This is a genomic window from Kitasatospora sp. NPDC056651 (assembly GCF_042792155.1).
GTDB lineage: Bacteria > Actinomycetota > Actinomycetes > Streptomycetales > Streptomycetaceae > Kitasatospora.
In genome coordinates, this window is sequence record NZ_JBHTWX010000003.1 from 53,920 (window position 1) to 75,421 (window position 21,502).

A 21,502-nucleotide genomic window follows, 5' to 3' on the forward strand; every position below is an offset into this window, starting at 1 on the left:
ATCGGACGGGAGGTTCCGAGTGCCCTGTCCGTGTACCGGCATATGCTCGGGTGCGAAGCCGCTCCCCATCCGGCTTCGGCCCTCACTCGACCCAGGAGCAGCATGTCGACCGCCGCCCGCCAGGCATTCTTCGACCGGACGCACAGCGACGATCTGATCGCGTTCCTCGGCACCTCGCCGTCCCCGTACCACGCGGTGGCGAGCGCCGCCGAGCGGCTGGAGAAGGCCGGCTTCCGGCAGGTCGCCGAGACGGACGCGTGGGACGGCGCGGCCGGCGGCCGCTACCTGATCCGCGGCGGCGCGCTGATCGCCTGGTACGTGCCGGAGGGGGCCGCCCCCGAGACCCCGTTCCGGATCGTCGGCACCCACACCGACTCGCCCAACCTGCGGGTCAAGCCGGTGCCGGACACCGGCTCGGAGGGCTGGCGGCAGGTCGCGGTGGAGATCTACGGCGGCGTCCCGCTGAACACCTGGCTGGACCGCGACCTCGGCCTCTCCGGCCGGCTCGTGCTCAAGGACGGCACCTCCCGGCTGGTCCAGCTGGACGAGCCGCTGCTGCGCGTGCCGCAGCTGGCCATCCACCTGGACCGCCAGGTCAACGAGGGCATGAAGCTCGACAAGCAGCGCCACCTCACCCCGATCTGGGGCCTCGGCCCGGTCGACGAGGGCTCGCTGATCTCCTACGTCGCCCGGCGGGCCGGCCTGGACGCCGCCGACGTGGCCGGCTGGGACCTCATGACCCACGACGTCCAGCCCGCCTCCTACCTGGGCCGCGACCGCGAGCTGCTGGCCGCCCCGCGCCTGGACAACCTGCTCTCGGTGCACGCGGCCACCGCCGCGCTCGCCGCCGTCGCCACCGGCGAGGGCGCCGCCGACCTGCCGTACATCCCGGTGCTGGCCGCCTTCGACCACGAGGAGACCGGCAGCGAGTCCGACACCGGCGCGCAGAGCCCGCTGCTCGGCAACGTGCTGGACCGGACGGTCCACGCGCGCGGCGGCCACACCGAGGACCGGGCCCGGGCGCTCGCCGGCACCGTCTGCCTCTCCTCGGACATGGGCCACGCCGTCCACCCGAACTACAGCGAGCGCCACGAGCCGGGCCACCACCCGATGCCGAACGGCGGGCCGATCCTCAAGGTCAACGTCAACAACCGCTACGCGACCGACGGCGTCGGCCGGGCGGTGTTCGCGGCCGCCTGCGAGAAGGCGGGCGTGCCGTGGCAGACCTTCGTGTCCAACAACGCCATGCCCTGCGGTACGACGATCGGCCCGATCACGGCGGCGCGGCTGGGCATCAAGACGGTGGACTGCGGCATCGCGGCGCTGTCCATGCACTCGGCGCGCGAGCTGTGCGGCGCGGAGGACCCGTACCTGCTGGCGAGCGCGATCAAGGCCTTCCTGGAGGGCTGAGGCGGTAGCGGACGGGGCCCGGCGAACGGTTCGCCGGGCCCCGTCGCGTTCGGCCCGTCCTACTCCATCCCGGCGAGGACCAGCGGGAGGCGGCGGGCGCCGTCGGCGACCAGCTTCACCGGCACGCCCCAGTCCTGCTGGTGCACGTGGCAGGCCGGGTACTCGATCTCCGGGTCGTCGTCGCAGGACGCGGCCATCGCCGAGACGTGCAGCACGCCCTCGGCGACCTCGTCGGAGAGCACCAGTTCGCGGGAGAGGTCGGTGTCCGCGCCGGCGCCGGAGACCAGCAGCTCGGGCGGGGTCGCGCTGACCAGCAGCCGGGTGGACGGGCCGTAGCGCTCGTCCAGCTTCTGGCCGTTCGGCGCCTCGAAGACCACGTCCAGCCGGAAGGCGCCCGGGGCGACCTCGGTGGCCGCGCGCCGGGTGCGGTGCGCCACCGCCTCGACCCGCACCGCCTCCTCGGGCAGCCGCAGCCTGGTCAGCCGGTGCCGGGCCGACTCGACCACCACGATGTCGCCGTCCACCAGCACCGCCCCGGAGGGCTCGCGCAGGTCGGTGGCCAGCGTGCTGACCTCGCCGCTCGCCGGGTCGTAGCGGCGCAGCGCGTGGTTGTAGGTGTCGGCGACGGCCACCGAGCCGTCCGGCAGCACGGTGACGCCCAGCGGGTGCTGGAACAGGGCCTGCCCGGCGGCGCCGTCGCGGTGGCCGAAGTCGAACAGGCCGGTGCCGACGGCGGTCCCGACCGTCTTGGTTTCACGTGAAACCGAACGCAGTGCCGAGGTCTCGGAGTCGGCGACCCAGAGCCGCTCGCCGTCCGCCGAGACCGCGAGGCCGGACGGCTGGGCGAACCAGGCCTCGGCGGCGGGCCCGTCCACCAGGCCCTCGTTGGTGGTGCCGGCCGCGACCGCGACCGTGCCGGCCACCGGGTCGTACGACCACAGCTGGTGCACGCCGGCCATCGCGATCCACACCTCGCCGTCGAACCAGGCGACGTCCCACGGCGAGGACAGGTCCACCTCACGGGCCGGGCCCCCGGTGGCCGAGCCCTGCCACCATTGGCGGCCGGTGCCGGCCAGGGTGGTCACGCTGCCGTCGGCGAGGCGGACGCCGCGCAGGGCGTGGTTGACGGTGTCGGCGACGACCACGTCGTACCCGTGGCCCTCGGGCAGCAGCGCGAGGCCCTGCGGCTCGCTGAACCGCGGGCCGACACCGTCCGCGCCGTCGCCGTCCACCAGGCCGCGCTGCCCGTCGCCGATCCGGCGCACCACCGTCTCGCCGTCCTCGGCCAGCTCGACCAGCGAGTGGTGGCCGGAGTCGGCGACCAGGAAGTGGCCGTTCGGCAGCCGGACCGCCTTGCCGGGGAACTTGAGGTCCCCGGCGCTCGGCTCCGGCGCCACGTACGGGCCGTCGCCGCGGCGCAGCGTGCCCTTCGCGGCGTGCTCGGCCTCCAGCTCCTCGACCAGCCGGGCCAGCGCGTGGGCGTGCCCCTCGCCGGCGTGCTGGGCGACCACGTACCCCTCCGGGTCGATCACCACCAGCGTCGGCCAGGCCCGTACGGCGTACTGCTTCCAGGTGGCCAGCGCCGGGTCGTCCAGCACCGGGTGGTGCACCTCGTAGCGGGCCACGGCGTCGACCACGGCCTGGTGGTCGGCCTCGTGCACGAACTTCGGCGAGTGCACCCCGACGATCACCACGGTGTCGCGGTGCTTCTCCTCCAGCTCCCGCAGCTCGTCCAGGACGTGCAGGCAGTTGATGCAGCAGAAGGTCCAGAAGTCTAGTACGACACACTTACCTCGCAGGTCGGCAAGCTTGAGTTCCTTGCCGCCTGTGTTGAGCCATCCACCAGCGCCGACCAGCTCGGGGGCGCGGACACGTGCACGAGAAGCCATGCCCTCATCCAACCTCATCGGCCTGTGGAAGCATTCCGAGCGGGGCGCAGACCGGCCCAGCTCGCTGGGGAGCGACCGATGGTGGTGCGCAGACCAGCCGGTCACTCCAGGATGCCGAGCTTCCCGAGAACGACGAGGGCGAGTGCCATACACCCACCGAAGATCCCGCCTCCGTAGAGGACGACGCCGGGGATCGCGGTTCCCTGCGCGAAGGAAAGGATGCCGCCCACGAGTGCCACGACCAACGAGAACAAGGCAGCGACAGCGACCCAGAGGCTGCGCAGTGTGCGGGACGGCGAGGGGGACTCGGGTTCAGTGCTCATGGGACCTACGGCCTTCCTAGCTGGAAGGGTGGTCCGGATGAGCCGAAGGAAGGGCAGCCTCAACCCGACCACCCTGTATGCGGGGGTCAGAGTTGAGATCTGCCGGCGTCAGAAGCTCAAGTTCGTGCGGTGCTGGAGGACGCTGTAAGGGTATTACCCCCAGCACGATTCAGAGAGGCATGGCGTCCCTGGTCGTCTGGATACCCTCCAGCCGTGGCCCGGCGAGAGTGGCCCACTTGCGCCGTTGGGCTGTCTCAACAAGCAAGGTAGCAGGGCACGTTCGAGTGAGCCAAACACGCAGCACAGGGCAGTTAAGGCCCAGCGGCCCCAGTAGGGTCGTCGTCGGCCGTCTGCGGGGCGTCGTACGGCACCGGGCCGCCCAGGAAGTGTGTCCAGCCAGCAGACAGGAACTCCGGTCCGCTCACTGGCCCAGTTCCTCACGCACCGAGTGCGTGCCGTCTCCGGAGAGCGTGGGAACACGGAACTCGGCGAGAACCTGCGAGGCCAAGCCGCACGCCTCAGCGTCCATCACGTACCCGTGCGCGCGGGCGTGCCGGTGAAGCGCCTCAATCCACTGCTGCGCCTGGTACAGGCCCAGGGTGCCCAGGACCAGCCGAGGGCCGTACCCCTGCCCGATGAGTCCGTACGCCGGGCTGAGTCCCTGAGGAACGGGCATCCGGGCGACCCTCAGCGCCGTCTCAAGGACGTCTGCTGCCTCTTCGGACTGTCGGCGGTGCTGCCGGATCTCGTCCTCGGTCGGCGACGACGGTTGCTCAGGCAGAGACACGGGCCGCCACCACCTTGCACGTGAGTTCGTGGTCCAGACGACGCAGCTCAATCGCGCGCAGCACCGACTGATCCGGGAGTTCGGGCGACTTCGCGAACTCCCTGTCGATCTTGTCGAAGGCAGCGCACACCGCGCACCTTGGCTGGGCATCAGGCGGCGCCACTGGTCACGTCCTCCCACCCCAGCGGGGCGTACTTGAAGGGGTCCGAGGGGCGCCGGTCGTCGTCCGCCTTGGCTTTGCGGTAGTCGGCGCGGCATGCGGCGATCAAGGCCGGGCTGGCGCGCTTGCCGGGCGGTCGGCTGTGCCGATCGGCTTCATGTTCCTCGCGTGTCATCGTCACCGCTCTCCGACTCCGGTCCCGTAATCCTGCTACTGCCAGCAGACCGATCGTGCCCCGACCAGGTGAACCATTGCGACGGCGTGAAGGCGTCCCTCCGGAGTCCTGGCAAGACGTCATTTCGGCGTCGTTAGACGACGTTTGGGCATATCTTCTAGTCATGACTACGCCGAATGAGACCCTTCGGGCCGTACGCCTCGGGCTCCGTCTCAGCCAGGACGAGTTCGCGAAGCGGCTGCGGACAGTCGGGGAGGATCAAGGAGAGCCGAACGACGCCAGCAAGCGCCTGGTGCAGCGCTGGGAGTCAGGGGAGGTGAGATATCCCCGCCCGGTGTACGTTCGGGCCCTTGAGGCTGTCACCAAGATTCCCGTTGACCGCCTCGGCTTCGAGTCGCCACAGTTGCCGCCAAGAGTCAGCGTGGACGGTACGGGAGGGCATGACGTGACCAGTGACGAACCGGGCGTGCCCGTGCAGGCTGTGCCCGCGCCCACGGGTGAGGACTACTCGGGGGTATGGGTCAGCCACTACGAGTTCTACAGCAGCAGCCGGGAGAACACCTTCACCGGCCTGCATCACGTCGTGCTGTCCCAGAACGGAAACCGGATCACGGGGCGATCCCTGCCCGGCGCGTCGTCCAACCCTGACTCGCCGCTGTCATTCGATCTCACTGTTGATCGGAACGTCGTGACGGGTTCCTGGGTGGAACAGACCGCACAGGACGGCTACTACCAGGGGGCCAGGTACCACGGTGCCATTCAGTTGCTGGTCGACCCGACCGGCCGCCGCATGGCCGGCAAGTGGGTCGGCTTCGGCAAGGACTTCGACGTCAACTCCGGGCCGTGGGAACTGCGCCTGTTGGACAAGTCCACGGCGGACGACGCCCTGATCCGCTACAGCGTGCCGCCGGAGGCGTAGCCGCCTCAGCGCACACGGGGAAGAGCCTCGGCATCTGACCTCACCAGAGAAGGGGGACGGTGCAGGGGCTCTTGTCGGTAGCGCTGGGGTCAGTCGCAACGCCCATTAACAGGGCTTAGGACCGCCTTGAAGGTGCTTTTCTTTGGCGTTCCTGAAACGAACTCGCCTAGCCCGAAGTCAAGTTAGCGGCTTGGGGCCTGGAAAGGGCATCACACCCAGAGTGCGTGCGCGATGCTGGGACCGGGATCGCCAGCGGCCACACGTCGTGAACTTCAACAACGCCCTGCCCCGGACTCCCGAGACGGCAAAGAGCCGCCCACCCACAACGGGCAGACGGCTCTCATGGCAGGGCGTAGCGGCTACGACTCGGAGTCCTCAAGGTGCCGGTAGAGCGTCGCCCGGCTGACCCCGAGGGCTTTAGCGATGCTGCTCACGCTCTCCCCCTTCGCGCGGCGGGCGCGGGCAATGGTCAGCTTGTCCTCGCTGATCACGGATGGCCGCCCACCGGTCCGCCCCTGGGCCTTCGCGGCGTCCAGCCCGGCGCGGGTCCGGTCCTTGATCAACGAGCGCTCGAACTCGGCCATCGCGCCAACCACCTGGAGCATGAGACGGCCGTCCGGAGTGTTCGGGTCGATGCTCGCCAGTGCGCCCGTCAGGACCTTGAAGCCGATCCCGCGCGCCGACAGCGCGTCCACCATGGTCACGAGATCGATGAGCGAACGGGCGAATCGGTCGAGCTTCCAGACGACCAGCGTGTCACCGGGGCGCAGGTAGTCCAGGACGGCGGAAAGCTCGGGGCGGTCGGTGTTCTTCCCGCTGGCCTTGTCGGTGAAGATCCGGGCGCAGCCTGCTTCGGTCAAAGCGTCGTGCTGGAGCTGTGCGTCCTGGTCGTCGGTGGAGACTCGGGCGTAGCCGATCAGGTGGCCGGTGATCTCGGTCGTCGTCATGTCTCAATAGTCTCAGAACTCGTCTCATAACACCATGAGTAGCGCGAAGGTTTTGAGACGTGTTTTGAACACCGAATCGGGGGTGCTGCGCCCTGTCGGCGGACCGTCTCACAAACCATCGTTTCTGAGACGCCAGGCAAGGGTGACCCACCGTTACGACGCAGCGGAGGGAAGACCCCCCGGTCTCTAATTCGCGGCGGCGTGCGTGGGCATAGGGGCGGGTCCCTCGGTGCCGCACGCCCAGAGATTGACCCACCCCCGGCACCCCCTCAGGCCGAGGATGCGTGCAAGGCGCTACGAATCATGTCCCGCGCAAACACCCTGAACAGCCACGCGAGAGTTTTCCCTCCCTGCCGGTCGAGGTCAGGGAAGGCAGGGGGCACCCGCCTGGGGTAGTCAGTGCTCGGCCAGCAGTGGCGGAGTCCACTCGTCCAACAGCTGATCTTTCTTCGACGCGTTGCACAGCACGCAAACCACGCGCATGTTCGCCACCGTCGACAGCCCGCCCCGCGATATGGGCTCCAGGTGATCAATCACGCCCCCGTCGAGCAGCGGGGCGGAGCAGTGGAAGCACCCGGCATCCCCATGCGCGGCACGCACCTTCCGTTGCAGGGTGACCCGGCGAGCTACCGTGCGCTGCACCCTCTGGCACGAACTACAAACCCCATCACGGAACTTGAGGATCACTGGCTTCCCACAACGACGGCACGGCACCGGCTGAGGCTTGGTTCGGGCGCGCTTGCGTACGTGCTCAGCGGCACGGCGGCACTGCTCCGAGCAGTAGGACCGGTCATTGTTCGCCGACAGCCCCACGGGATTCGAGCACTTCGGCCCCTGACAGGGCTTCTCGGCAGCCTTCTGGCGCCTGCTCTCCCCCAGCTTCCGGCGCTCCGCCCGACGCGACTCGTCCACCTCCTCGGCACATCGAGCGCAGTACAACGCCCACGCCTCTCGCCCGTGCCGCTGGTCGCAGCGGTGGCAGCGGGGAGCACCAGCAGCAGCACGCACCGCCTCACGCGCGCGACGGGCCGCAACCTGCAACCGGGCCGACTCGACACACAACGCCTCACCGCACGTCGCACGGTCGGGACGGGGACGCGGAGCACCACACTCGGAGCATGTCGCGCGTGACTCATCAAGGGCCGACAAGCGAACCCGCCTTTCCGTTTTTGTTGATCATGAAGCGACTCGGCGAGGGCGTTGCGGGCCAGCAACCACAAGGGTCAGGGCCACACAGCGGATCGGGGGCAAAGAAGCAAAGCAGCGCATAGCAGACCCCACCCCCCGAACATCGCTTCGTCATACCCCCGACGAAACCGTGACCGAAGTGCAGGCGTCGCACGTGACCCTAACCGGCGCCCCTGACAGCAATCCCGCAGGTCACACACGCTGCCAGGAGCGCTGGACAGCCCACCACCGGATTTCCGGGGCGCAGGCCGGCGAGCGGCGCAGCCAGGCCGGTGCAAGCCGAACGGCTGCGCGGCCGTCTACGGGCACGAAGAAGCCCCGCCGGACCACGGGGGTCAGACGGGGCTACAGGGGCGCCAGAGGGGCGCTCAGGGGCTTGTGGCTACTCCTTGATCTCGGCCCACTTGATGCGGACCCGCTGCTCCGGGACGAAGCGCTTCCCCCGCTCGCCCTTGCTGATGAACACGCCGTCTATGGCCAGGGACAGGCGGTCCCGCTTCTGATCCTGCGTCGAAGCCTTCCAAGCGGGGAGTAGCAACTCGCTGTCCAGCAGTGGGGAGATGTCGACGGCCGGGAACGGGAGGGCCGTGAGGTCGGCGCGCAGGCCGTCGATGCGGCTCTGGAGTCGGGCGGCGAGGCGTTCGTAGCGGTCGAGGGCACCAGGGCGGTCGAACTCGCCACGGACGTAGCGTGCGTCTTCCAGATCGGCCAACCGGGCTTCCTGGTCGGCTATTTCGTCGGCTATGGCGTCCCGCTTGGCAAAGGTTTCGGGGTCTGTCCGCTTCACCCAGCGGTCGGCGATAGCCACCAGCATGGGGTCGTCCGGCTCCAGGGCGGGGAGCAGCGAGAGGAAGCGCTCGGACACGTACTCGTCCACCCGGTCGGCCATGGCGCTCGCTCCGGGGCACTGGTTGCCCGCTCGGCGGGCCATGCACTGATAGCTGTTGCCGACCTTGTGCATCCGGCGGCCGCACCCTGGCACGTCGCAGAACACCAGGCTGGTGAGCAGCGCAGTGCCGCTTGGCTTCGGCATCCGCTTGCCAGCGTGGGCGCGGGTCCTGGATTCGAGCTGCCGGATGATTCGCTCGCGCTCGCCGACGGTGATGATCCCCTCGCCGATGCTGACCGTGTCCAGCGTCTCGGGGTCCCGGTAGGGGAACACGCGGCTCGTGAACTTGCGGCTGCCGTCCTCGGCTTCGACGGTTTCGGTCTCGGGCATGAGACCGGCGAAGGCAGGCGACTTGACCAGGTTCATGATGCTCGCGGCGTTCCACTGACCACCGCGAGCCGAGGGGATGTCGTACTCGTTGAGCAGCCGGGCGATCTGGACGAGGGACTTGCCGGCCAGTGCGTCATCCGCGATCAGGCGGGCGTAGACGGCCGTCTCGGGATCGTGCGTCAGCTTCTTCGTGGCGGGGTCGACCAGAAGCCCGTACGGAGGCCCTCCGCCGATCCACTGGCCCTGTCGGCGCAGGTGCCGCTTCGCGTGGGCCACGCGGGTGCCGAGGTTCTTCGACTCGGACCGGGCGAGTTCGGCGAGCATGGCGACGACCATGCGGGCCGAGTCGTTCGAGGTGTCGAGGCCGTCGACCACGGAGACCAGACGGCCGCCCGCCTTCTCGATGTCGTCCAGGACCTTGCCGACCTGGCCGATGCCCTTGCGGGACAGCCGGTCGAGCTTCCACACGATCAGGGTGCCGACGACGCCCGCCGAGACAGCGGCAAGGGCAGAGTCGAAGCCCTTGCGCTCGACGTCCTTGAAGCCGGAGCGGCCCCGGTCGATGTGGACCTTGCGAACCGTCAGCCCGTTGCGCTCGGCCCAGGCCCGGCAGTCGGCTTCCTGCCGTTCGATCGCCGTCTTGCCGTCCCGGTCCAAGGACAGCCGAAGGTACAGGTCACACAGGGTGTGGTGGTGCACGTACGCCCCCTCTGGAGATCCCTACATTGTGTAGGACTTCCAGAAGTCCAGAATGGTGATCTTGCCCCGGAAGTCGGCGAGCGTGAGCTCCTTGCCGCCGGTGTTCAGCCAACCGCCTGCCCCGACCAGCTCGGGGGCGCGTACACGTGCACGAGATGCCATGCCTGTATCCAACCGCATGGCCGGCGGGAGGAATTCCGGGCGGACGCGGCGTGACCGAGGTCAGCAGACCCGGAGGTCGGTCACGGGCTGGACGGCGACCTCGTAGCGGCACAGCCGGCCGTCGACCCACAGGGCCACGTCGATCCGCTCGTCGGGCCTGGTCAGTGCGGCGACGAGGCGGTCGGAGAAGGCGTCGAGCTCCCCGGGGTCGCCCGGTCGGCCGCTGAATCGGGCCGTGTGCCGGACGGGCAGTTCCTCGGAGCGGTAGGCGAGCTCCCACAGGACGCCGGTGGCCTCGGCGAGCGGGGGGATGAGCCCGGTGGTCCGGGCCGGGTCGGCGGGGGCCCGGCGCAGGTTCGGGGTGGGGGCGGCCGGGAGCTCGGCGGCGGTGGGGGCTTCGGCGGCCCACCAGACGTCCAGCTCGACGGCCGGGGGCGCCACGGGGCCGAGGGCCGACCGGATGTCGGTCCAGTAGCTGGTCGGGCCGTCGATGTCGAAGGCACTCTCCACCAGCCCGGTGCGGCGCAGCCGGGCGATGATCTCCCGGCACTGGGCGCGGAGCACGGCGAAGGTGTCCTCGGGGTGGGGCGGGGACTTGGCGGGGGAGAGGTGGAGCCAGTGGTCGTAGGCGTGTCCCGGGGTGCGGGAGGGGGCGACGCGGTCGCGCGGGGCGGTGGCGACGCGGATCCACATCCGGCTGCGGCCATCGGCCGAGACGGTCGTCCCCCAGGGGCCGGACCCGTCCCGGTACGTGATGCCGAGCAGGGCGGCCAGCTCCTCGGCGGACGGTGCCCGGCCTTCGGGCCAGCGCAGGTACAGGCCGGCGTCTACGGACACGAGGTGCTCCTCGGGGGTTCGGGGCGGCGTCGGGCGGCGCTCGGTTCGACGGTCTCGCGGGTGGTCGGCCGGGCGGCCCGCTCGGTCGTGAGGCCGTGGAGGTCCGGGCGGGGGTCGGGCCGGGTGAGGTCGGCCTGCCAGCGGGTCTCGCCGTCCTGGGTGCGGGCGGTCGGGCGCAGGCCGAGGGCGCGGGCGACGTGGGCGGAGGCGTGGTGGTCGGGGTGGATGTGGGCGACGGCGGTGGGGACGCCGGCGGCGGTGAGGTGGGCGAGCAGGGTGCGGGCGGCCTCGGTGGCCAGGCCGCGGTGCTGCCAGGGGGTGCCGACCACCCAGGCGAGTTCGGCCTCGTCGGGGCGGACGGTGGTCTGCACGTAGCCGACGAGGGCGCCGTCGGCGCGCAGTCGCAGCACCCAGTTGCCCCAGGCCTCGGCCGGGTCGGGGGAGCCGGCGGCGAGGCGGGCGCAGCGGGCGCGCGTTTCCTCGGCGGTGGCCGGGCGGCCGCCGGTGAAGGCGTGCAGGGCGGGGTCGGCCAGGGCGGCGGCCAGCTCGTCGGCGTGCCCGGGGGCGATCGGCAGCAGGTCGAGGCGTTCGCCGCGCAGTTCGGCGGTGGTGAGGTCGGGGCGCATGGCGGTATTGAAGGCGATCGGGGGCCGCCACGCGACGGGTTTCCCGCCGGTGCTTCCCGCGGCCGGGAACCCGGGGTCGAATGGGAGGCGTCACCGATGTCGACACGGAGGAGGTTCCACGGTGAGGTACCTGGTCAGGGAGAAGCTGTTCGCGGTCGGCGACGACTACTGGATCGAGGACGACCGCGGCCACAAGGCGTACCTGGTGGACGGCAAGGTCCTGCGGCTGCGGCACACCTTCGAGCTGAAGGACGCGCACGGGCGGGTGGTCGCGGTGGTCAAGGAGAAGATGCTCACCGTCCGCGACGCGATGAAGATCGAGGACGCCGACGGCGAGGTGGTCGCGACCGTCCGGGAGAAGCTGTTCACCCCGTTCCGGGACAAGTACCTGGTGGAGCTGGCCTCCGGCGGCGAGCTGAAGATTCACGGCAACCTGATCGACAAGGACTACCGGATCGAGAACCACCACGGCGACGACCTGGCCCGGATCAGCCGCAAGTGGTTCCGGATCCGGGACACCTACGGGGTGGAGGTCGCCGACGGCGCGGACACCGGGCTGCTGCTGGCCGTGGCGGCCTGCGTCGACCACCTGGTGCAGGAGGAGGACTGACCGTTCCCGGTTCGCCGGTCTTCGGTCCGCCCCTCATCGGGGTGGGGTATCTTTGCCAACCCTTGACCCTGCCGGTCGGGGGCCCTGACCGGCCGGTCGGGGGAGGGCGAGGGCGGACCGGGGGCCGGGACCACGATGGACGACATTCTGCACGGGCTCGGCGCGGCGGCCGCCTACGGCGCCCTCGGCGTGGTGCTGCTGCTCCTCGGCATCGGCCTGGTGGACCTGCTGACGCCCGGCAAGCTCGGCGAGCAGATCTGGGTCGAGCGCAACCGCAACGCCGCCGTCCTGCTGAGCTCCGCGCTGCTCGGCATCGGCGGCATCGTCTTCACCGCGATCATGTACACCTACGCCGACTTCACCAAGGGCCTGGTCTCGACGGCCTGTTACGGCCTGCTCGGGCTGCTGCTGATGGCCGTCGCGTTCTGGCTGGTGGACGTGCTGACGCCGGGCAAGCTCGGCGCGATCCTGGTCGAGCCGGAGCCGCACCCGGCGGTGTGGGTGTCGGCCGCGTGCAACATCGCGGTGGCGGCGGTGGTGTCGGCGGCGATCGCCTGAGCCCCCTGGCGATCGCCTGACCCTGCCGGCGGTCGCCTGACCTCTCGGACGATCGCCTGGCCCTCCCGGCGGCCGGCACCCTCCCGGCGGCCGGCACCCCCGCGCAGGCCGCTACACCGGGTACGGGGCCCGGCCCAGGACGTGTTCCCGCCCCCAGTCGCCCAGCGGGCCCAGCGCCGTGTTGAGCCGCCGCCCGGCCTCGGTCAGCGCGTACTCGACCCGGGGCGGCACCTCGTCGTACGCCTCCCGGTGCACGATGCCGTCCGCCTCCAGCTCGCGCAGGTGCGTGGTCAGCACCTTCTCGGTGATCCCCGGGAGCAGCCGGCGCAGCTCGCCGAAGCGACAGCTCGGGCGCTCGCCGAGGGCCCAGAGGATCGACACCTTCCACTTGCCGCCGATCACGTCCATCGCGGCGTCGGTCCCGCAGACGTACGCCCCCGGCCTCGGCACGGTCGCCATGCCCACCCCTCCCGGCTTTCCGACCTCGATGCTCACCCCAGGGTAACCACCCACTTCGAAGTGCGTACTTGATCGTTTCCGGGCGGGCGGCGGAGGCTGACCGCCATGGCAACCAACCCCGTTGAGAACACGTCCAAGAGCCCGCTCACCCTGCTCGGCCTCGGTGCGATGGGCACCGCGCTGGCCGACGCCTGGCTCGCCGCCGGGCACCCGCTGACCGTCTGGAACCGCACCGCCGCCCGCGCCGACGACCTCGCCGCGCGTGGCGCCGCCGTCGCCGCCACCGCCTCGGACGCCGTCGCGGCGAACCGGCTGGTCGTCGTCTGCCTGCTCGACGACGCCTCCGTGGAGGAGGCGCTGGAGGGCCTCGACCTGGCCGGCAAGGACCTGGTCAACCTGGTCACCAGCACCCCCGGGCAGGCCCGGGTCCGCGCCGCCTGGGCCGAGGAGCGCGGCGCCCGCTACCTGGACGGCGGGATCATGGCCGTCCCGCCGATGATCGGCGTCCCGGAGGCCGGGGCGTACGTGTTCTACAGCGGCTCGGCCGGACTGTTCGAGGAGCACGAGGGCGCCCTCGCGGCCCCGGCCGGCACCCGGTACGTGGGCGCGGACGCCGGGCACGCGGCGCTGCACGACGTGGCGCTGCTCAGCGCGATGTACGGGATGTTCGCCGGGGTCGCCCACGCCTTCGCGCTGTTCCGCGGCGAGTCCGTGGCGCCGAGCGAGCTGGCCCCGCTGCTGGGGAGCTGGCTGACCGCGATGTCCGGTTCGGTGGCCGGTACGGCGGCGCAGCTGGAGGACGGCGACTACACCAGGGGCGTGGTGTCCAACCTGGCGATGCAGGTGGCCGGGCAGGAGACGCTGCGGCGCACCGCCGAGGAGCAGCGGGTGAGCGCCGAACTGCTGGATCCTTACTTCCGGCTGATGGCGCGTCGGCTGGAGGTCGGCAGCGGCGCGGAGGACCTGACCGGGGTCGTCGACCTGCTGCGGCGGTGAGGGCGGGCGGGTAGCCGTCGACCTGCTGCGACGGCGGGGGCGGGCCGGTAACGTACCGGCATGGCAGACCTCGAAGAACGCGCCACCGTCGTCGCGTCCGACTCACGGCAGGCCGGGGCGGGGGTGGTGGCCCGACCGCGTCGCGCCGACGACCTCGCCGACTGCGTCCGGGTGTTGGGCGACGTCCACGCCGCCGACGGCTACCCCGCAGAGTGGCCCGACCGCCCCACCGCCTGGCTCACCCCGGACGGCCTGCTCGCCGCCTGGGTCACCGAGCGGGACGGCCGGCTCGCCGGACACATCGGCCTCGCCCGCAGCGCCCCGGGCGACCTCGCCCCCGCCCTGTGGAGCCACCACAGCGGCGGCCCCCCGGAACTCACCGCCGTGATCACCCGCTTCTACGTCGCCCCGACGGCGCGCGGCCACCTCGTCGGCGCCCGGCTGCTGTCCTGCGCCGTGGCGCACGCGCGGGCGCTCGGCCTGCATCCCGTGCTGGACGTCCTCGCCACCGACACCGCCGCCCTGGCCCTCTACCGCCGGCTCGGCTGGACCCACCTCGGCAGCGACGACCGGCGGTGGGCCTCCGGGCGCACCGTCACCGTCCACTGCTTCGTGGCCCCCCGGGGGTGAGCCCGGGCCCGCCCGGCCGCGTCGGCCGGGCGGGCGGACTGCACCGCGATGACGTCGACCCCCCGCTCCGGGCCGATGAAGTCGAGCAGGCCGCACCGGCGTCGTTCGCTCACTCGTGCTCCCACGGGTCGTCGCCGCCCACCTTCGACGTCGTCGAGCACGGTCTTCGACGTCGTCGAGCACGGCCTCCGACCGCGCCGCGAGTTCGCGCTGCGTGGCGGTCTTCATGGAGCCGGTGTGTCGCGCCGCGGTACACCGTGTCGCGCCTCGGCGTCCGGTCGCGGTGGCTCAGGCGGCGGAGCGGTCCGCTTCGGGCCGGCGGCGGAGGGCGGGGGTGGTGAGGGCCGGGGGCTGCCAGGCGCCGTCGGCCCGGTAGAGGTCGGTGCCGGGCGGGACGATCTCGTCGACGCGGTCGAGGGTGGCGTCGTCCAGGACCAGGTCGGCGGCCTTGAGCGCGGATTCGAGCTGTTCCATGGTGCGCGGGCCGATGATCACCGAGGTGACGGCCGGGTGGGCCTGCGGGAAGGCGGTGGCCAGCTCGGGGAGGGTGCGGCCGAGCTCCTCGGCGAGGGCGGTGAGGGCCTCGACGGCCTCCAGCTTGGCGGCGGTGCCGGGCAGTGCCGGGTCGAAGCGGCTCGGGTTGAGGGCGGCTCGGCCCCGGCCGAGGTCGACCGGGGCGCCCTTGCGGTAGCGGCCGGTCAGGAAGCCGCCGGCCAGCGGGCCCCAGGTCAGCGCGCCCATGCCGAGCCGCTGGACGACCGGCAGCACGTCGCGCTCCACGCCCCGGGCGAGCAGCGAGTACGGCGGCTGCTCGGTGCGGAAGCGCGGCAGTGCGCGGCGTTCGGCGAGGTGGTGGGCGTCCACGATCTGCTCGGCGGGGAAGGTGGAGCAGCCGAAGGCGAGGATCTTGCCGGCCCGGACGAGGTCGCCGAGGACGGCGAGGGTCTCCTCGATGTCCGTGGTGTGGTCCGGCCGGTGGATCTGGTAGAGGTCGATCCGGTCGGTGCGCAGCCGGCGCAGGCTCTCCTCGACCTCGCGGACGATCCAGCGCCGCCCGTTGCCGCCCCGGTTGCGGCCCTCGCCCATCGGGAAGTGCGCCTTGGTGGCGAGCACGATGTCGTCGCGGTCGCCGCGGGAGGCCAGCGTCCTGCCGACGATCTCCTCGGACTCGCCGGCCGAGTAGATGTCGGCGGTGTCGATGAAGTTGACGCCCCGGTCGATCGCGGCGCCGATGATCCGGGCGCAGTCGTCGTGGTCGGGGTTGCCGATGGCGCCGAACATCATCGTGCCGAGGCAGTAGGCGCTCACCTCGATGCCGGTGCCGCCGAGGACGCGGTAGCGCATGGTGTTTTCCCCCTGGTGATGAGTCAGTGACTGCTCAGAGGTTAGGAGTTGGAGTGCGCTCCAAGGCAAGGGGTGGCCGTTCCCGTCGGTTCCCCCGGGCGGGGGAGGCCGGGCCGCCGTGCCGGGGGAGCGGCCGGATGGTTTGCTGAGCTGGCAACAATGCTTGCCGATTCGGTGGAGGCGGCCGCAGCCTGGCGGTGGAGGTGAGCGCCATGGGCGAGACGACACGGACGATGACCGGGAACAGGGACGGCGAGCGCTACGACGTGGTGGTGGTCGGCGCCGGAGCGGCGGGACTGAACGCCGCGCTGGTGCTGGGCCGGGCCCGGCGCCGGGTCGCCGTGGTGGACGCCGGCGAGCCGCGCAACGCGCCCGCCGCCCACATGCACGGCTACCTGAGCCGGGACGGCATGCCCCCGGCCGCCCTGCTGGCGGTCGGACGGGAGGAGGTCGCCCGGTACGGGGTGGACCTGCTCGACGCCCGGGTCGAGCACATCGAGGCCGTCGAGGCCGTCGAGGCCGTCGAGGGCGGCGATGGTGGTGATGGCGGCGATCGGCTCGCCGCGAGCTTCGTGGTCCACCTGGCCGGCGGCCCGGTGCTGCGCGCCCGCCGGGTGGTCGTCGCCACCGGGCTGCGCGACGGGCTGCCGGAGCTGCCGGGCCTGGTCGAGCGGTGGGGCCGGGACGTGCTGCACTGCCCGTACTGCCACGCCTGGGAGGTCCGCGACCGGCCGCTCGGCGTCCTCGGCACCGGCCCGGGGGCGGTCAACCAGGCGCTGCTGCTGCGGCAGTGGTCGGCGGACGTGGTGCTGCTCGCGCACACCCTCACGCTGACCGACGCCGAGCGGGAACGGCTCGCCGCCCGGCAGGTCCGGGTGGTCGAGGGCCGGATCGTCCGTCTGGTGTCCGACGACGGGCGGCTGCGCGGCGTCGAGCTCGCGAACGGGCAGGTGGTGCCGCGCGAGGCGGTGTTCGTCTTCCCGCAGCCGGTGCCCCGGGACGCCCTGCTCTTCGGCCTCGACTGCGCGCGCGACGACAACGGCTGGGTCGCCACCGACCGGGCCAGCCGCACCAGCCTCCCCGGGGTCTGGGCGGTCGGGAACGTCGCCGACCCGCGCGCCCAGGTGGTCACCGCCGCCGGGATGGGCGCGGCGGCGGCCTTCGCGCTCGACCACGACCTCGTGGCGGAGGAGATCGACCGGGCGGTCGACGGGTACCGCGCGTCCGGCGCAGCCCTGCCCGTCTGAGCGGGAAGCTTTCGTCAACCCACGATCGGAGAAATCCTGATGTCAGCGCACCAGCACCACAGTCACTCCCACAGTCACTCCCACGGCCACGGGCACGGGCACGTCCCCGCCGCCGACCTCGACTGGGACGCGCTCGCCGCCCACCTGGAGCTGGAGGCCGACCTGCGGGCCGGGGCCGTCACCGAGGCCGGCCGGTGGCTGCTCGGCCTGCACCGGGAGGGCGAGGTGCGGCGGGTCCTGGACGTCGGCAGCGGGCCCGGCGTGATCGCCGGACTGCTGGCGGAGGTCTTCCCGGCGGCCGAGGTGGTGGCCGTCGACCAGTCGGCCGCCCTGCTGGAGCGCGCCAGGACCCGCTCGGGCGGCCGGCTCGGCACCCAGCAGGCCGACTTGCCCGCCGAGTTCGACAAGCTCGGCGAGGCCGACCTGATCTGGTCCGGCAACGCCGTCCACCACCTGGGCGACCAGCAGGCCGCACTCACCTCGCTCGCCGGAGCACTGCGCCCCGGCGGCCTGCTGGCGGTCGCCGAAAGCGGCCTGCCCGCCCGCTACCTGCCGCGCGACTTCGGCCTCGGCCGGCCCGGCTTCCAGGCCCGGATGGACGCCGCCCACGAGGACGGCTTCAGCGCCATGCGGGCCGAACTGCCCGGCAGCACCCCGGAGATCGAGGACTGGCCGGCCATGCTCGGGCGGGCCGGACTGACCCCGGCCGGCACCCGCACCTTCCTGGTCGACCACCCGGCCCCGCTGGCCGGCCCCGTCCGCGGCTACCTGCACACCCAGCTGGCCCGTCGGCACGACCAGCTCGCCGAGCAGCTCGACGCCGAGGACCGGGCGACGCTGGAGGCCCTCCTCGACGAGGACGCCCCCACCGGCATCCTGCGCCGCCCGGACGCCTTCTACCTCTCCGCGATGACCGTCCACACGGCCCGCCGGGACTGACCGGCGGTCCCGTCCCGGGTTGCCGCCGCCGGTCAGGAGGCGAGGAAGTCCGTCACCGTCCGGCGGAAGGCGGCCGGGTCGTCCGGCCTGCCAACAGCCGCGCGGGAGAGGCGAGTTCGGCGACGGCGGCGCGCACGGGCGGGGCGCGGCGGAGTAGCCCCGCCGCGCCGCCGGCTCAGGCCGCACCGCCCGCTCAGGCCGCCGCGCCCCCGAAGCGCTCCGTCCAGGCCGCCAGGTCCTCGTCCGTGATCTTGGCGAACAGCACCGGCGGCACCGTGAACGCCGTCCCGGCCGGCACCAGGTCCAGCGCCCGCGCCCGCTCCGGGCCGACCCAGTCCAGGGTGGCCGCCGGCGCGTCCCCGGGCAGCGCGAAGGCCGCGCGCATCGCCGCCGCCGCGGTCGGGATGAACGGCTCGGAGACCACCGCGTACAGCTGGATCAGGTTCATCGCCGTGCGCAGGGTCAGCGCCGCCGCGTCCGGGTCGGTCTTCACCTGGAGCCAGGGCGCCTTCTCGTCCAGGTACGCGTTTCCGGCGCTCCACAGCGCGCGCAGCGCCTGCGCCGCCTTGCGGAAGTTGAGCGCGTCCAGCTGGGCCTCGTACTCGGCGAGCAGGCCGGCGACCTGCTCGCCGAGGCGCTGCTCGGGCTCGCCCGCCGGGTGGCCGCCCGGGACGTCGTCGCCGAAGCGCTTGCGGCTGAAGGAGAGCACCCGGTTGACGAAGTTGCCGAGGGTGTCGGCGAGGTCCTTGTTGACCACCGAGGCGAACAGGTCCCAGGTGAAGCTGGAGTCGTCCGACTCGGGGGCGTGCGCCATCAGGAAGTAGCGCCAGTAGTCGGCGGGCAGCAGCTCCAGCGCGACGTCGGTGAAGACGCCGCGCTTCTGGCTGGTGGAGAACTTCCCGCCGTAGTACGTCAGCCAGTTGAAGGCCTTGACGTAGTCGACCTTCTTCCACGGGCGGCGCGAGCCGAGCAGGGTGGCCGGGAACATCACGGTGTGGAACGGGACGTTGTCCTTGGCCATGAACTCGGTGTACCGGACGGTCTCGTCGACGTCGTACCACCAGGACGTCCAGTCCCGCGGCTGCCCGGCCGGGGCCGCGTCCGCCCACTCCCTGGTGGCGCCGATGTACTCGATCGGGGCGTCGAACCAGACGTAGAACACCTTGCCCTCGGCGGCCAGTTCGGGCCACACGTCGGCGGGCACCGGGACGCCCCACTCCAGGTCGCGGGTGATCGAGCGGTCCTGGAGGCCCTCGGTCAGCCACTTGCGGGCGATCGAGGAGGCCAGCACCGGCCAGTCGTCGCCGTGGGCGGCGACCCAGCCCTCGACCTCCTCGGTGAGCTTCGACTGGAGCAGGAACAGGTGGCGGGTCTCCCGGACCTCCAGGTCGGAACTGCCGCTGATGGCCGAGCGCGGCTCCAGCAGGTCGGTCGGGTCCAGCACCCGGGTGCAGTTCTCGCACTGGTCGCCGCGCGCCTTGTCGTAGCCGCAGTGCGGGCAGGTGCCGACGATGTAGCGGTCCGGCAGGAAGCGGCCGTCGGCGTTGGAGTACACCTGGCGGACGGCGCGCTCCTCGATGAAGCCGTTGCGCTGGAGCTCGCGGGCGATCTCCTGGGTGGTCTCCCGGTTCTGCGGCGAGGAGCTGCGGCCGAAGTGGTCGAAGGAGAGCCCGAAGCGCTCGTACACCGCCCGCTGCGCCCCGTGCGCCCGGGCGCAGAACTCCGCGACCGGCAACCCGGCTTCCTGGGCGGCCAGTTCGGCGGGAGTGCCGTGCTCGTCGGTGGCGCAGACGAAGAGCACCTCGTGGCCGCGGCGGCGCAGGTACCGGGCGTAGACGTCCGCCGGGAGCATCGACCCGACCATGTTGCCCAGGTGCTTGATCCCGTTGATGTACGGAAGGGCGCTGGTGATCAGGTGCCGAGCCATCCTCGGACGCTCCGATTTCTCCCGCACGCGCACCCCACCCGGAGGGCCGTGCCAGGCGCAGGGGTCACTGTGGGCTGCCAGCTTAGGGCCCGGGGCGGGGCGGGGCCGGACGTCAGGGCCGGGTGAAGTCGCCGTACCCGTCGAACTCCCCGGACTTCACCCCGCGGACGAAGGCGGCCCACTTGCGCGGCGTGGTGCGCACCACGACCTCGGGCCGGTCCGACTCGCGGATCTCCACCAGCTCGCCCGCCGCCCGGACTTCGACGCAGTCGGTGCTCTCCCCGCTGGCCGTCGCCTTGCGCCAGGTACTCATGCGAAGTCTTTCAGCAGGGTCCGGATGAAGTCCCTGGACTCGTCCGCCCCGAGTGCGATCCCCGCGGTCTCCTCCTTGATCCGCCGGTAGGAGGCCAGTTCGGCCTGGGTGTGTACGAACTTCGGCCCGTGGGAGAGGTCGATCTGGACGGTGTCGAGCTCCGGGACCGGCCCGCGGGCGAGGTACAGGCTCTCCCCGGAGCCGGTGTAGGTGGGCACGCTGAACGGGATCACCCGGATCTCCACCCCGGGCCGCTCGGAGTTCTCCAGCAGGCTCCGCAGCTGCTCGCGCAGCACGTCCGGACCGCCGAACTGCATGCGCAGCGCCGACTCGTGGAGGAACGCGCTGTACGGCTTCGGCTGGTCGACGAAGATCTGCTGGCGCCGGATCCGGAACTCCCTGCGGACGTCCGCCTCCTGCCGGTACTGCGGGGGCAGCCGTTCGAAGACCGCGGCGGCGTACTGCGGGGTCTGGAGCAGGCCGGGGATGAAGGTGCTGTTCAGGATGGACAGGGAGGACGCGTGGTGTTCCATCTCCGCGATGTCGATGATCGCGTTCGGCAGCCGGCCGCGGAAGCCGTCCCACCAGTACTTGCGCCGGTCCTGCGTCATCGCCGACAGCGCGTCCAGGTAGGGGCCTTCCTCGCAGCCGCAGGTGCGGGCCCAGATCCGGAGCCGCTCGGCGCTGATGCCCGACTTGCCGTTCTCCATCTGGGAGATCTTGGGCAGGTCGGTGCCGATGGTGGCGGCCAGGCTCTTGGGCGTGACGCCCACGCGTTCGCGCATCCTGCGCAACTCGATCCCGAGGCGCTGCTGGCGCACGGTCGGCGACAAGCGGGGTGGCATGACTCTCTTCTCCGGGTCGCGGCTGCGTCGATGCTTCCGGTGAAGTGTGCCGCGCACACCTGGCCCTAGCTACCGAAACGGGGGATACACCACGATGGAGTGAACGTCTTCCTGCTCGGTAGCAACTCTGGCACCTTGACCCTATGGTCGTCCGTGTCACTCGCTGACTTGTTTCTGCCTAAACAGTCGTCAATCAGCCGTCAACACCCACCAGATGCATGGTCGCGGCGCCCGAAACCACCGACCGGAGACAGCCATGCCCTTCCCCTCACTCCTCGGCCTCCCCCATCAGC

General features: G+C 71.7%; 24 protein-coding genes. 8 read left to right on the forward strand and 16 right to left on the reverse strand.

Annotated elements, in window-relative coordinates:
* Positions 1-102: 102 nt before the first annotated feature.
* A complete protein-coding gene (locus ACFRAR_RS02825) occupies positions 103-1,410 on the forward strand; it encodes a M18 family aminopeptidase (RefSeq protein WP_380694028.1) in 1,308 nt (435 codons plus the stop codon).
* A gap of 59 nt (positions 1,411-1,469) precedes the next feature.
* Here ACFRAR_RS02825 and ACFRAR_RS02830 read toward each other — a convergent pair whose 3' ends face one another.
* The 5 genes from ACFRAR_RS02830 to ACFRAR_RS02850 all read right to left on the reverse strand — a co-directional run bounded on the left by ACFRAR_RS02830 (position 1,470) and on the right by ACFRAR_RS02850 (position 4,744).
* A complete protein-coding gene (locus ACFRAR_RS02830; RefSeq protein WP_380694030.1) occupies positions 1,470-3,299 on the reverse strand; it encodes an NHL domain-containing thioredoxin family protein in 1,830 nt (609 codons plus the stop codon).
* A 101-nt stretch (positions 3,300-3,400) separates the two neighbouring features.
* Positions 3,401-3,622 (reverse strand): hypothetical protein, encoded by a 222-nt coding sequence (locus ACFRAR_RS02835; protein WP_224281152.1) that lies wholly within the window; start codon positions 3,620-3,622, stop codon positions 3,401-3,403.
* Between the two features lie 421 nt (positions 3,623-4,043).
* Positions 4,044-4,409, reverse strand: a complete 366-nt coding sequence (locus ACFRAR_RS02840) for a hypothetical protein (RefSeq protein ID WP_380694033.1) — start codon at positions 4,407-4,409, stop codon at positions 4,044-4,046.
* The gene (locus tag ACFRAR_RS02845; protein WP_224281150.1) at positions 4,396-4,539 is read right to left on the reverse strand and encodes a hypothetical protein; all 144 of its coding nucleotides are present in this window, start codon (positions 4,537-4,539) and stop codon (positions 4,396-4,398) included. The genes ACFRAR_RS02840 and ACFRAR_RS02845 overlap by 14 nt, the downstream gene beginning before the upstream one ends.
* A 19-nt stretch (positions 4,540-4,558) precedes the next feature.
* Positions 4,559-4,744, reverse strand: coding sequence for a hypothetical protein (locus ACFRAR_RS02850; RefSeq protein ID WP_224281149.1), 186 nt, complete (start codon positions 4,742-4,744; stop codon positions 4,559-4,561).
* A 163-nt stretch (positions 4,745-4,907) separates the two neighbouring features.
* On the opposite strand from ACFRAR_RS02850, the gene ACFRAR_RS02855 reads away from it, so the two are divergent.
* Positions 4,908-5,663, forward strand: a complete 756-nt coding sequence (locus tag ACFRAR_RS02855) for a DNA-binding transcriptional regulator (RefSeq protein WP_224281148.1) — start codon at positions 4,908-4,910, stop codon at positions 5,661-5,663.
* Between the two features lie 359 nt (positions 5,664-6,022).
* On the opposite strand, the gene ACFRAR_RS02860 is transcribed toward ACFRAR_RS02855, so the two are convergent.
* From ACFRAR_RS02860 to ACFRAR_RS02885, 6 genes are all read right to left on the reverse strand, one after another.
* Positions 6,023-6,610 (reverse strand): recombinase family protein, encoded by a 588-nt coding sequence (locus tag ACFRAR_RS02860; protein WP_380694037.1) that lies wholly within the window; start codon positions 6,608-6,610, stop codon positions 6,023-6,025.
* A 396-nt stretch (positions 6,611-7,006) separates the two neighbouring features.
* Positions 7,007-7,618 (reverse strand): HNH endonuclease, encoded by a 612-nt coding sequence (locus ACFRAR_RS02865; protein ID WP_380694225.1) that lies wholly within the window; start codon positions 7,616-7,618, stop codon positions 7,007-7,009.
* Positions 7,619-8,180: 562 nt separating this feature from the next.
* Positions 8,181-9,716 carry a recombinase family protein gene (locus ACFRAR_RS02870; RefSeq protein ID WP_380694040.1) on the reverse strand — a complete coding sequence of 512 codons (1,536 nt, stop codon included), beginning with the start codon at positions 9,714-9,716 and terminating at the stop codon, positions 8,181-8,183.
* 21 nt (positions 9,717-9,737) lie between these two features.
* Positions 9,738-9,878 carry a hypothetical protein gene (locus ACFRAR_RS02875; RefSeq protein ID WP_224281159.1) on the reverse strand — a complete coding sequence of 47 codons (141 nt, stop codon included), beginning with the start codon at positions 9,876-9,878 and terminating at the stop codon, positions 9,738-9,740.
* Between the two features lie 60 nt (positions 9,879-9,938).
* Positions 9,939-10,715 (reverse strand): hypothetical protein, encoded by a 777-nt coding sequence (locus ACFRAR_RS02880; RefSeq protein ID WP_380694042.1) that lies wholly within the window; start codon positions 10,713-10,715, stop codon positions 9,939-9,941.
* On the reverse strand, positions 10,706-11,341 hold the full coding sequence (locus ACFRAR_RS02885) for a GNAT family N-acetyltransferase (RefSeq protein ID WP_380694044.1): 636 nt from the start codon (positions 11,339-11,341) through the stop codon (positions 10,706-10,708). Before ACFRAR_RS02885 ends, ACFRAR_RS02880 begins: the two co-directional genes overlap by 10 nt.
* A gap of 121 nt (positions 11,342-11,462) precedes the next feature.
* On the opposite strand from ACFRAR_RS02885, the gene ACFRAR_RS02890 reads away from it, so the two are divergent.
* Complete coding sequence (locus ACFRAR_RS02890) at positions 11,463-11,951, forward strand: LURP-one-related/scramblase family protein (protein WP_380694046.1); 489 nt, start codon at positions 11,463-11,465, stop codon at positions 11,949-11,951.
* Between the two features lie 135 nt (positions 11,952-12,086).
* The gene (locus ACFRAR_RS02895) at positions 12,087-12,509 is read left to right on the forward strand and encodes a DUF350 domain-containing protein (RefSeq protein WP_380694049.1); all 423 of its coding nucleotides are present in this window, start codon (positions 12,087-12,089) and stop codon (positions 12,507-12,509) included.
* A gap of 111 nt (positions 12,510-12,620) precedes the next feature.
* On the opposite strand, the gene ACFRAR_RS02900 is transcribed toward ACFRAR_RS02895, so the two are convergent.
* The gene (locus ACFRAR_RS02900) at positions 12,621-12,968 is read right to left on the reverse strand and encodes a winged helix-turn-helix transcriptional regulator (protein WP_380694051.1); all 348 of its coding nucleotides are present in this window, start codon (positions 12,966-12,968) and stop codon (positions 12,621-12,623) included.
* Positions 12,969-13,073: 105 nt separating this feature from the next.
* Here ACFRAR_RS02900 and ACFRAR_RS02905 point away from each other — a divergent pair, with 105 nt between their 5' ends.
* Positions 13,074-13,964: an NAD(P)-dependent oxidoreductase gene (locus tag ACFRAR_RS02905; protein WP_380694053.1), complete on the forward strand. Its 891-nt coding sequence runs from the start codon at positions 13,074-13,076 to the stop codon at positions 13,962-13,964.
* Positions 13,965-14,024: 60 nt separating this feature from the next.
* Complete coding sequence (locus ACFRAR_RS02910) at positions 14,025-14,594, forward strand: GNAT family N-acetyltransferase (RefSeq protein ID WP_380694055.1); 570 nt, start codon at positions 14,025-14,027, stop codon at positions 14,592-14,594.
* 288 nt (positions 14,595-14,882) lie between these two features.
* Here the strand turns inward: ACFRAR_RS02910 and ACFRAR_RS02915 are convergent, their stop codons facing one another.
* Positions 14,883-15,938, reverse strand: a complete 1,056-nt coding sequence (locus tag ACFRAR_RS02915) for an aldo/keto reductase (RefSeq protein WP_380694058.1) — start codon at positions 15,936-15,938, stop codon at positions 14,883-14,885.
* 212 nt (positions 15,939-16,150) lie between these two features.
* Here ACFRAR_RS02915 and ACFRAR_RS02920 point away from each other — a divergent pair, with 212 nt between their 5' ends.
* A complete protein-coding gene (locus tag ACFRAR_RS02920) occupies positions 16,151-17,185 on the forward strand; it encodes an NAD(P)/FAD-dependent oxidoreductase (protein WP_380694060.1) in 1,035 nt (344 codons plus the stop codon).
* A 39-nt stretch (positions 17,186-17,224) separates the two neighbouring features.
* Complete coding sequence (locus ACFRAR_RS02925; protein WP_380694062.1) at positions 17,225-18,124, forward strand: class I SAM-dependent methyltransferase; 900 nt, start codon at positions 17,225-17,227, stop codon at positions 18,122-18,124.
* A 193-nt stretch (positions 18,125-18,317) separates the two neighbouring features.
* Here ACFRAR_RS02925 and metG read toward each other — a convergent pair whose 3' ends face one another.
* The 3 genes from metG to ACFRAR_RS02940 form a co-directional block, all read right to left on the reverse strand.
* Positions 18,318-20,051 (reverse strand): methionine--tRNA ligase, encoded by a 1,734-nt coding sequence (gene metG, locus ACFRAR_RS02930; RefSeq protein ID WP_380694064.1) that lies wholly within the window; start codon positions 20,049-20,051, stop codon positions 18,318-18,320.
* Between the two features lie 112 nt (positions 20,052-20,163).
* Positions 20,164-20,364 (reverse strand): DUF397 domain-containing protein, encoded by a 201-nt coding sequence (locus ACFRAR_RS02935; RefSeq protein WP_380694067.1) that lies wholly within the window; start codon positions 20,362-20,364, stop codon positions 20,164-20,166.
* Positions 20,361-21,209: a helix-turn-helix domain-containing protein gene (locus ACFRAR_RS02940; protein ID WP_380694069.1), complete on the reverse strand. Its 849-nt coding sequence runs from the start codon at positions 21,207-21,209 to the stop codon at positions 20,361-20,363. Before ACFRAR_RS02940 ends, ACFRAR_RS02935 begins: the two co-directional genes overlap by 4 nt.
* Between the last annotated feature and the right edge of the window lie 293 nt (positions 21,210-21,502).

Coding starts and splice junctions, on each gene's coding strand:
- ACFRAR_RS02915 (WP_380694058.1), bottom strand. CDS start 15,938: ATGCGCTACCGCGTCCTCGGCGGCACCGGCATCGAGGTGAGCGCCTAC.
- ACFRAR_RS02895 (WP_380694049.1), top strand. CDS start 12,087: ATGGACGACATTCTGCACGGGCTCGGCGCGGCGGCCGCCTACGGCGCC.
- ACFRAR_RS02855 (WP_224281148.1), top strand. CDS start 4,908: ATGACTACGCCGAATGAGACCCTTCGGGCCGTACGCCTCGGGCTCCGT.
- ACFRAR_RS02910 (WP_380694055.1), top strand. CDS start 14,025: ATGGCAGACCTCGAAGAACGCGCCACCGTCGTCGCGTCCGACTCACGG.
- ACFRAR_RS02940 (WP_380694069.1), bottom strand. CDS start 21,209: ATGCCACCCCGCTTGTCGCCGACCGTGCGCCAGCAGCGCCTCGGGATC.
- ACFRAR_RS02920 (WP_380694060.1), top strand. CDS start 16,151: ATGGGCGAGACGACACGGACGATGACCGGGAACAGGGACGGCGAGCGC.
- ACFRAR_RS02885 (WP_380694044.1), bottom strand. CDS start 11,341: ATGCGCCCCGACCTCACCACCGCCGAACTGCGCGGCGAACGCCTCGAC.
- metG (WP_380694064.1), bottom strand. CDS start 20,051: ATGGCTCGGCACCTGATCACCAGCGCCCTTCCGTACATCAACGGGATC.
- ACFRAR_RS02850 (WP_224281149.1), bottom strand. CDS start 4,744: ATGACACGCGAGGAACATGAAGCCGATCGGCACAGCCGACCGCCCGGC.
- ACFRAR_RS02830 (WP_380694030.1), bottom strand. CDS start 3,299: ATGGCTTCTCGTGCACGTGTCCGCGCCCCCGAGCTGGTCGGCGCTGGT.
- ACFRAR_RS02900 (WP_380694051.1), bottom strand. CDS start 12,968: ATGGCGACCGTGCCGAGGCCGGGGGCGTACGTCTGCGGGACCGACGCC.
- ACFRAR_RS02860 (WP_380694037.1), bottom strand. CDS start 6,610: ATGACGACGACCGAGATCACCGGCCACCTGATCGGCTACGCCCGAGTC.
- ACFRAR_RS02835 (WP_224281152.1), bottom strand. CDS start 3,622: ATGAGCACTGAACCCGAGTCCCCCTCGCCGTCCCGCACACTGCGCAGC.
- ACFRAR_RS02905 (WP_380694053.1), top strand. CDS start 13,074: ATGGCAACCAACCCCGTTGAGAACACGTCCAAGAGCCCGCTCACCCTG.
- ACFRAR_RS02825 (WP_380694028.1), top strand. CDS start 103: ATGTCGACCGCCGCCCGCCAGGCATTCTTCGACCGGACGCACAGCGAC.
- ACFRAR_RS02925 (WP_380694062.1), top strand. CDS start 17,225: ATGTCAGCGCACCAGCACCACAGTCACTCCCACAGTCACTCCCACGGC.
- ACFRAR_RS02935 (WP_380694067.1), bottom strand. CDS start 20,364: ATGAGTACCTGGCGCAAGGCGACGGCCAGCGGGGAGAGCACCGACTGC.
- ACFRAR_RS02875 (WP_224281159.1), bottom strand. CDS start 9,878: ATGGCATCTCGTGCACGTGTACGCGCCCCCGAGCTGGTCGGGGCAGGC.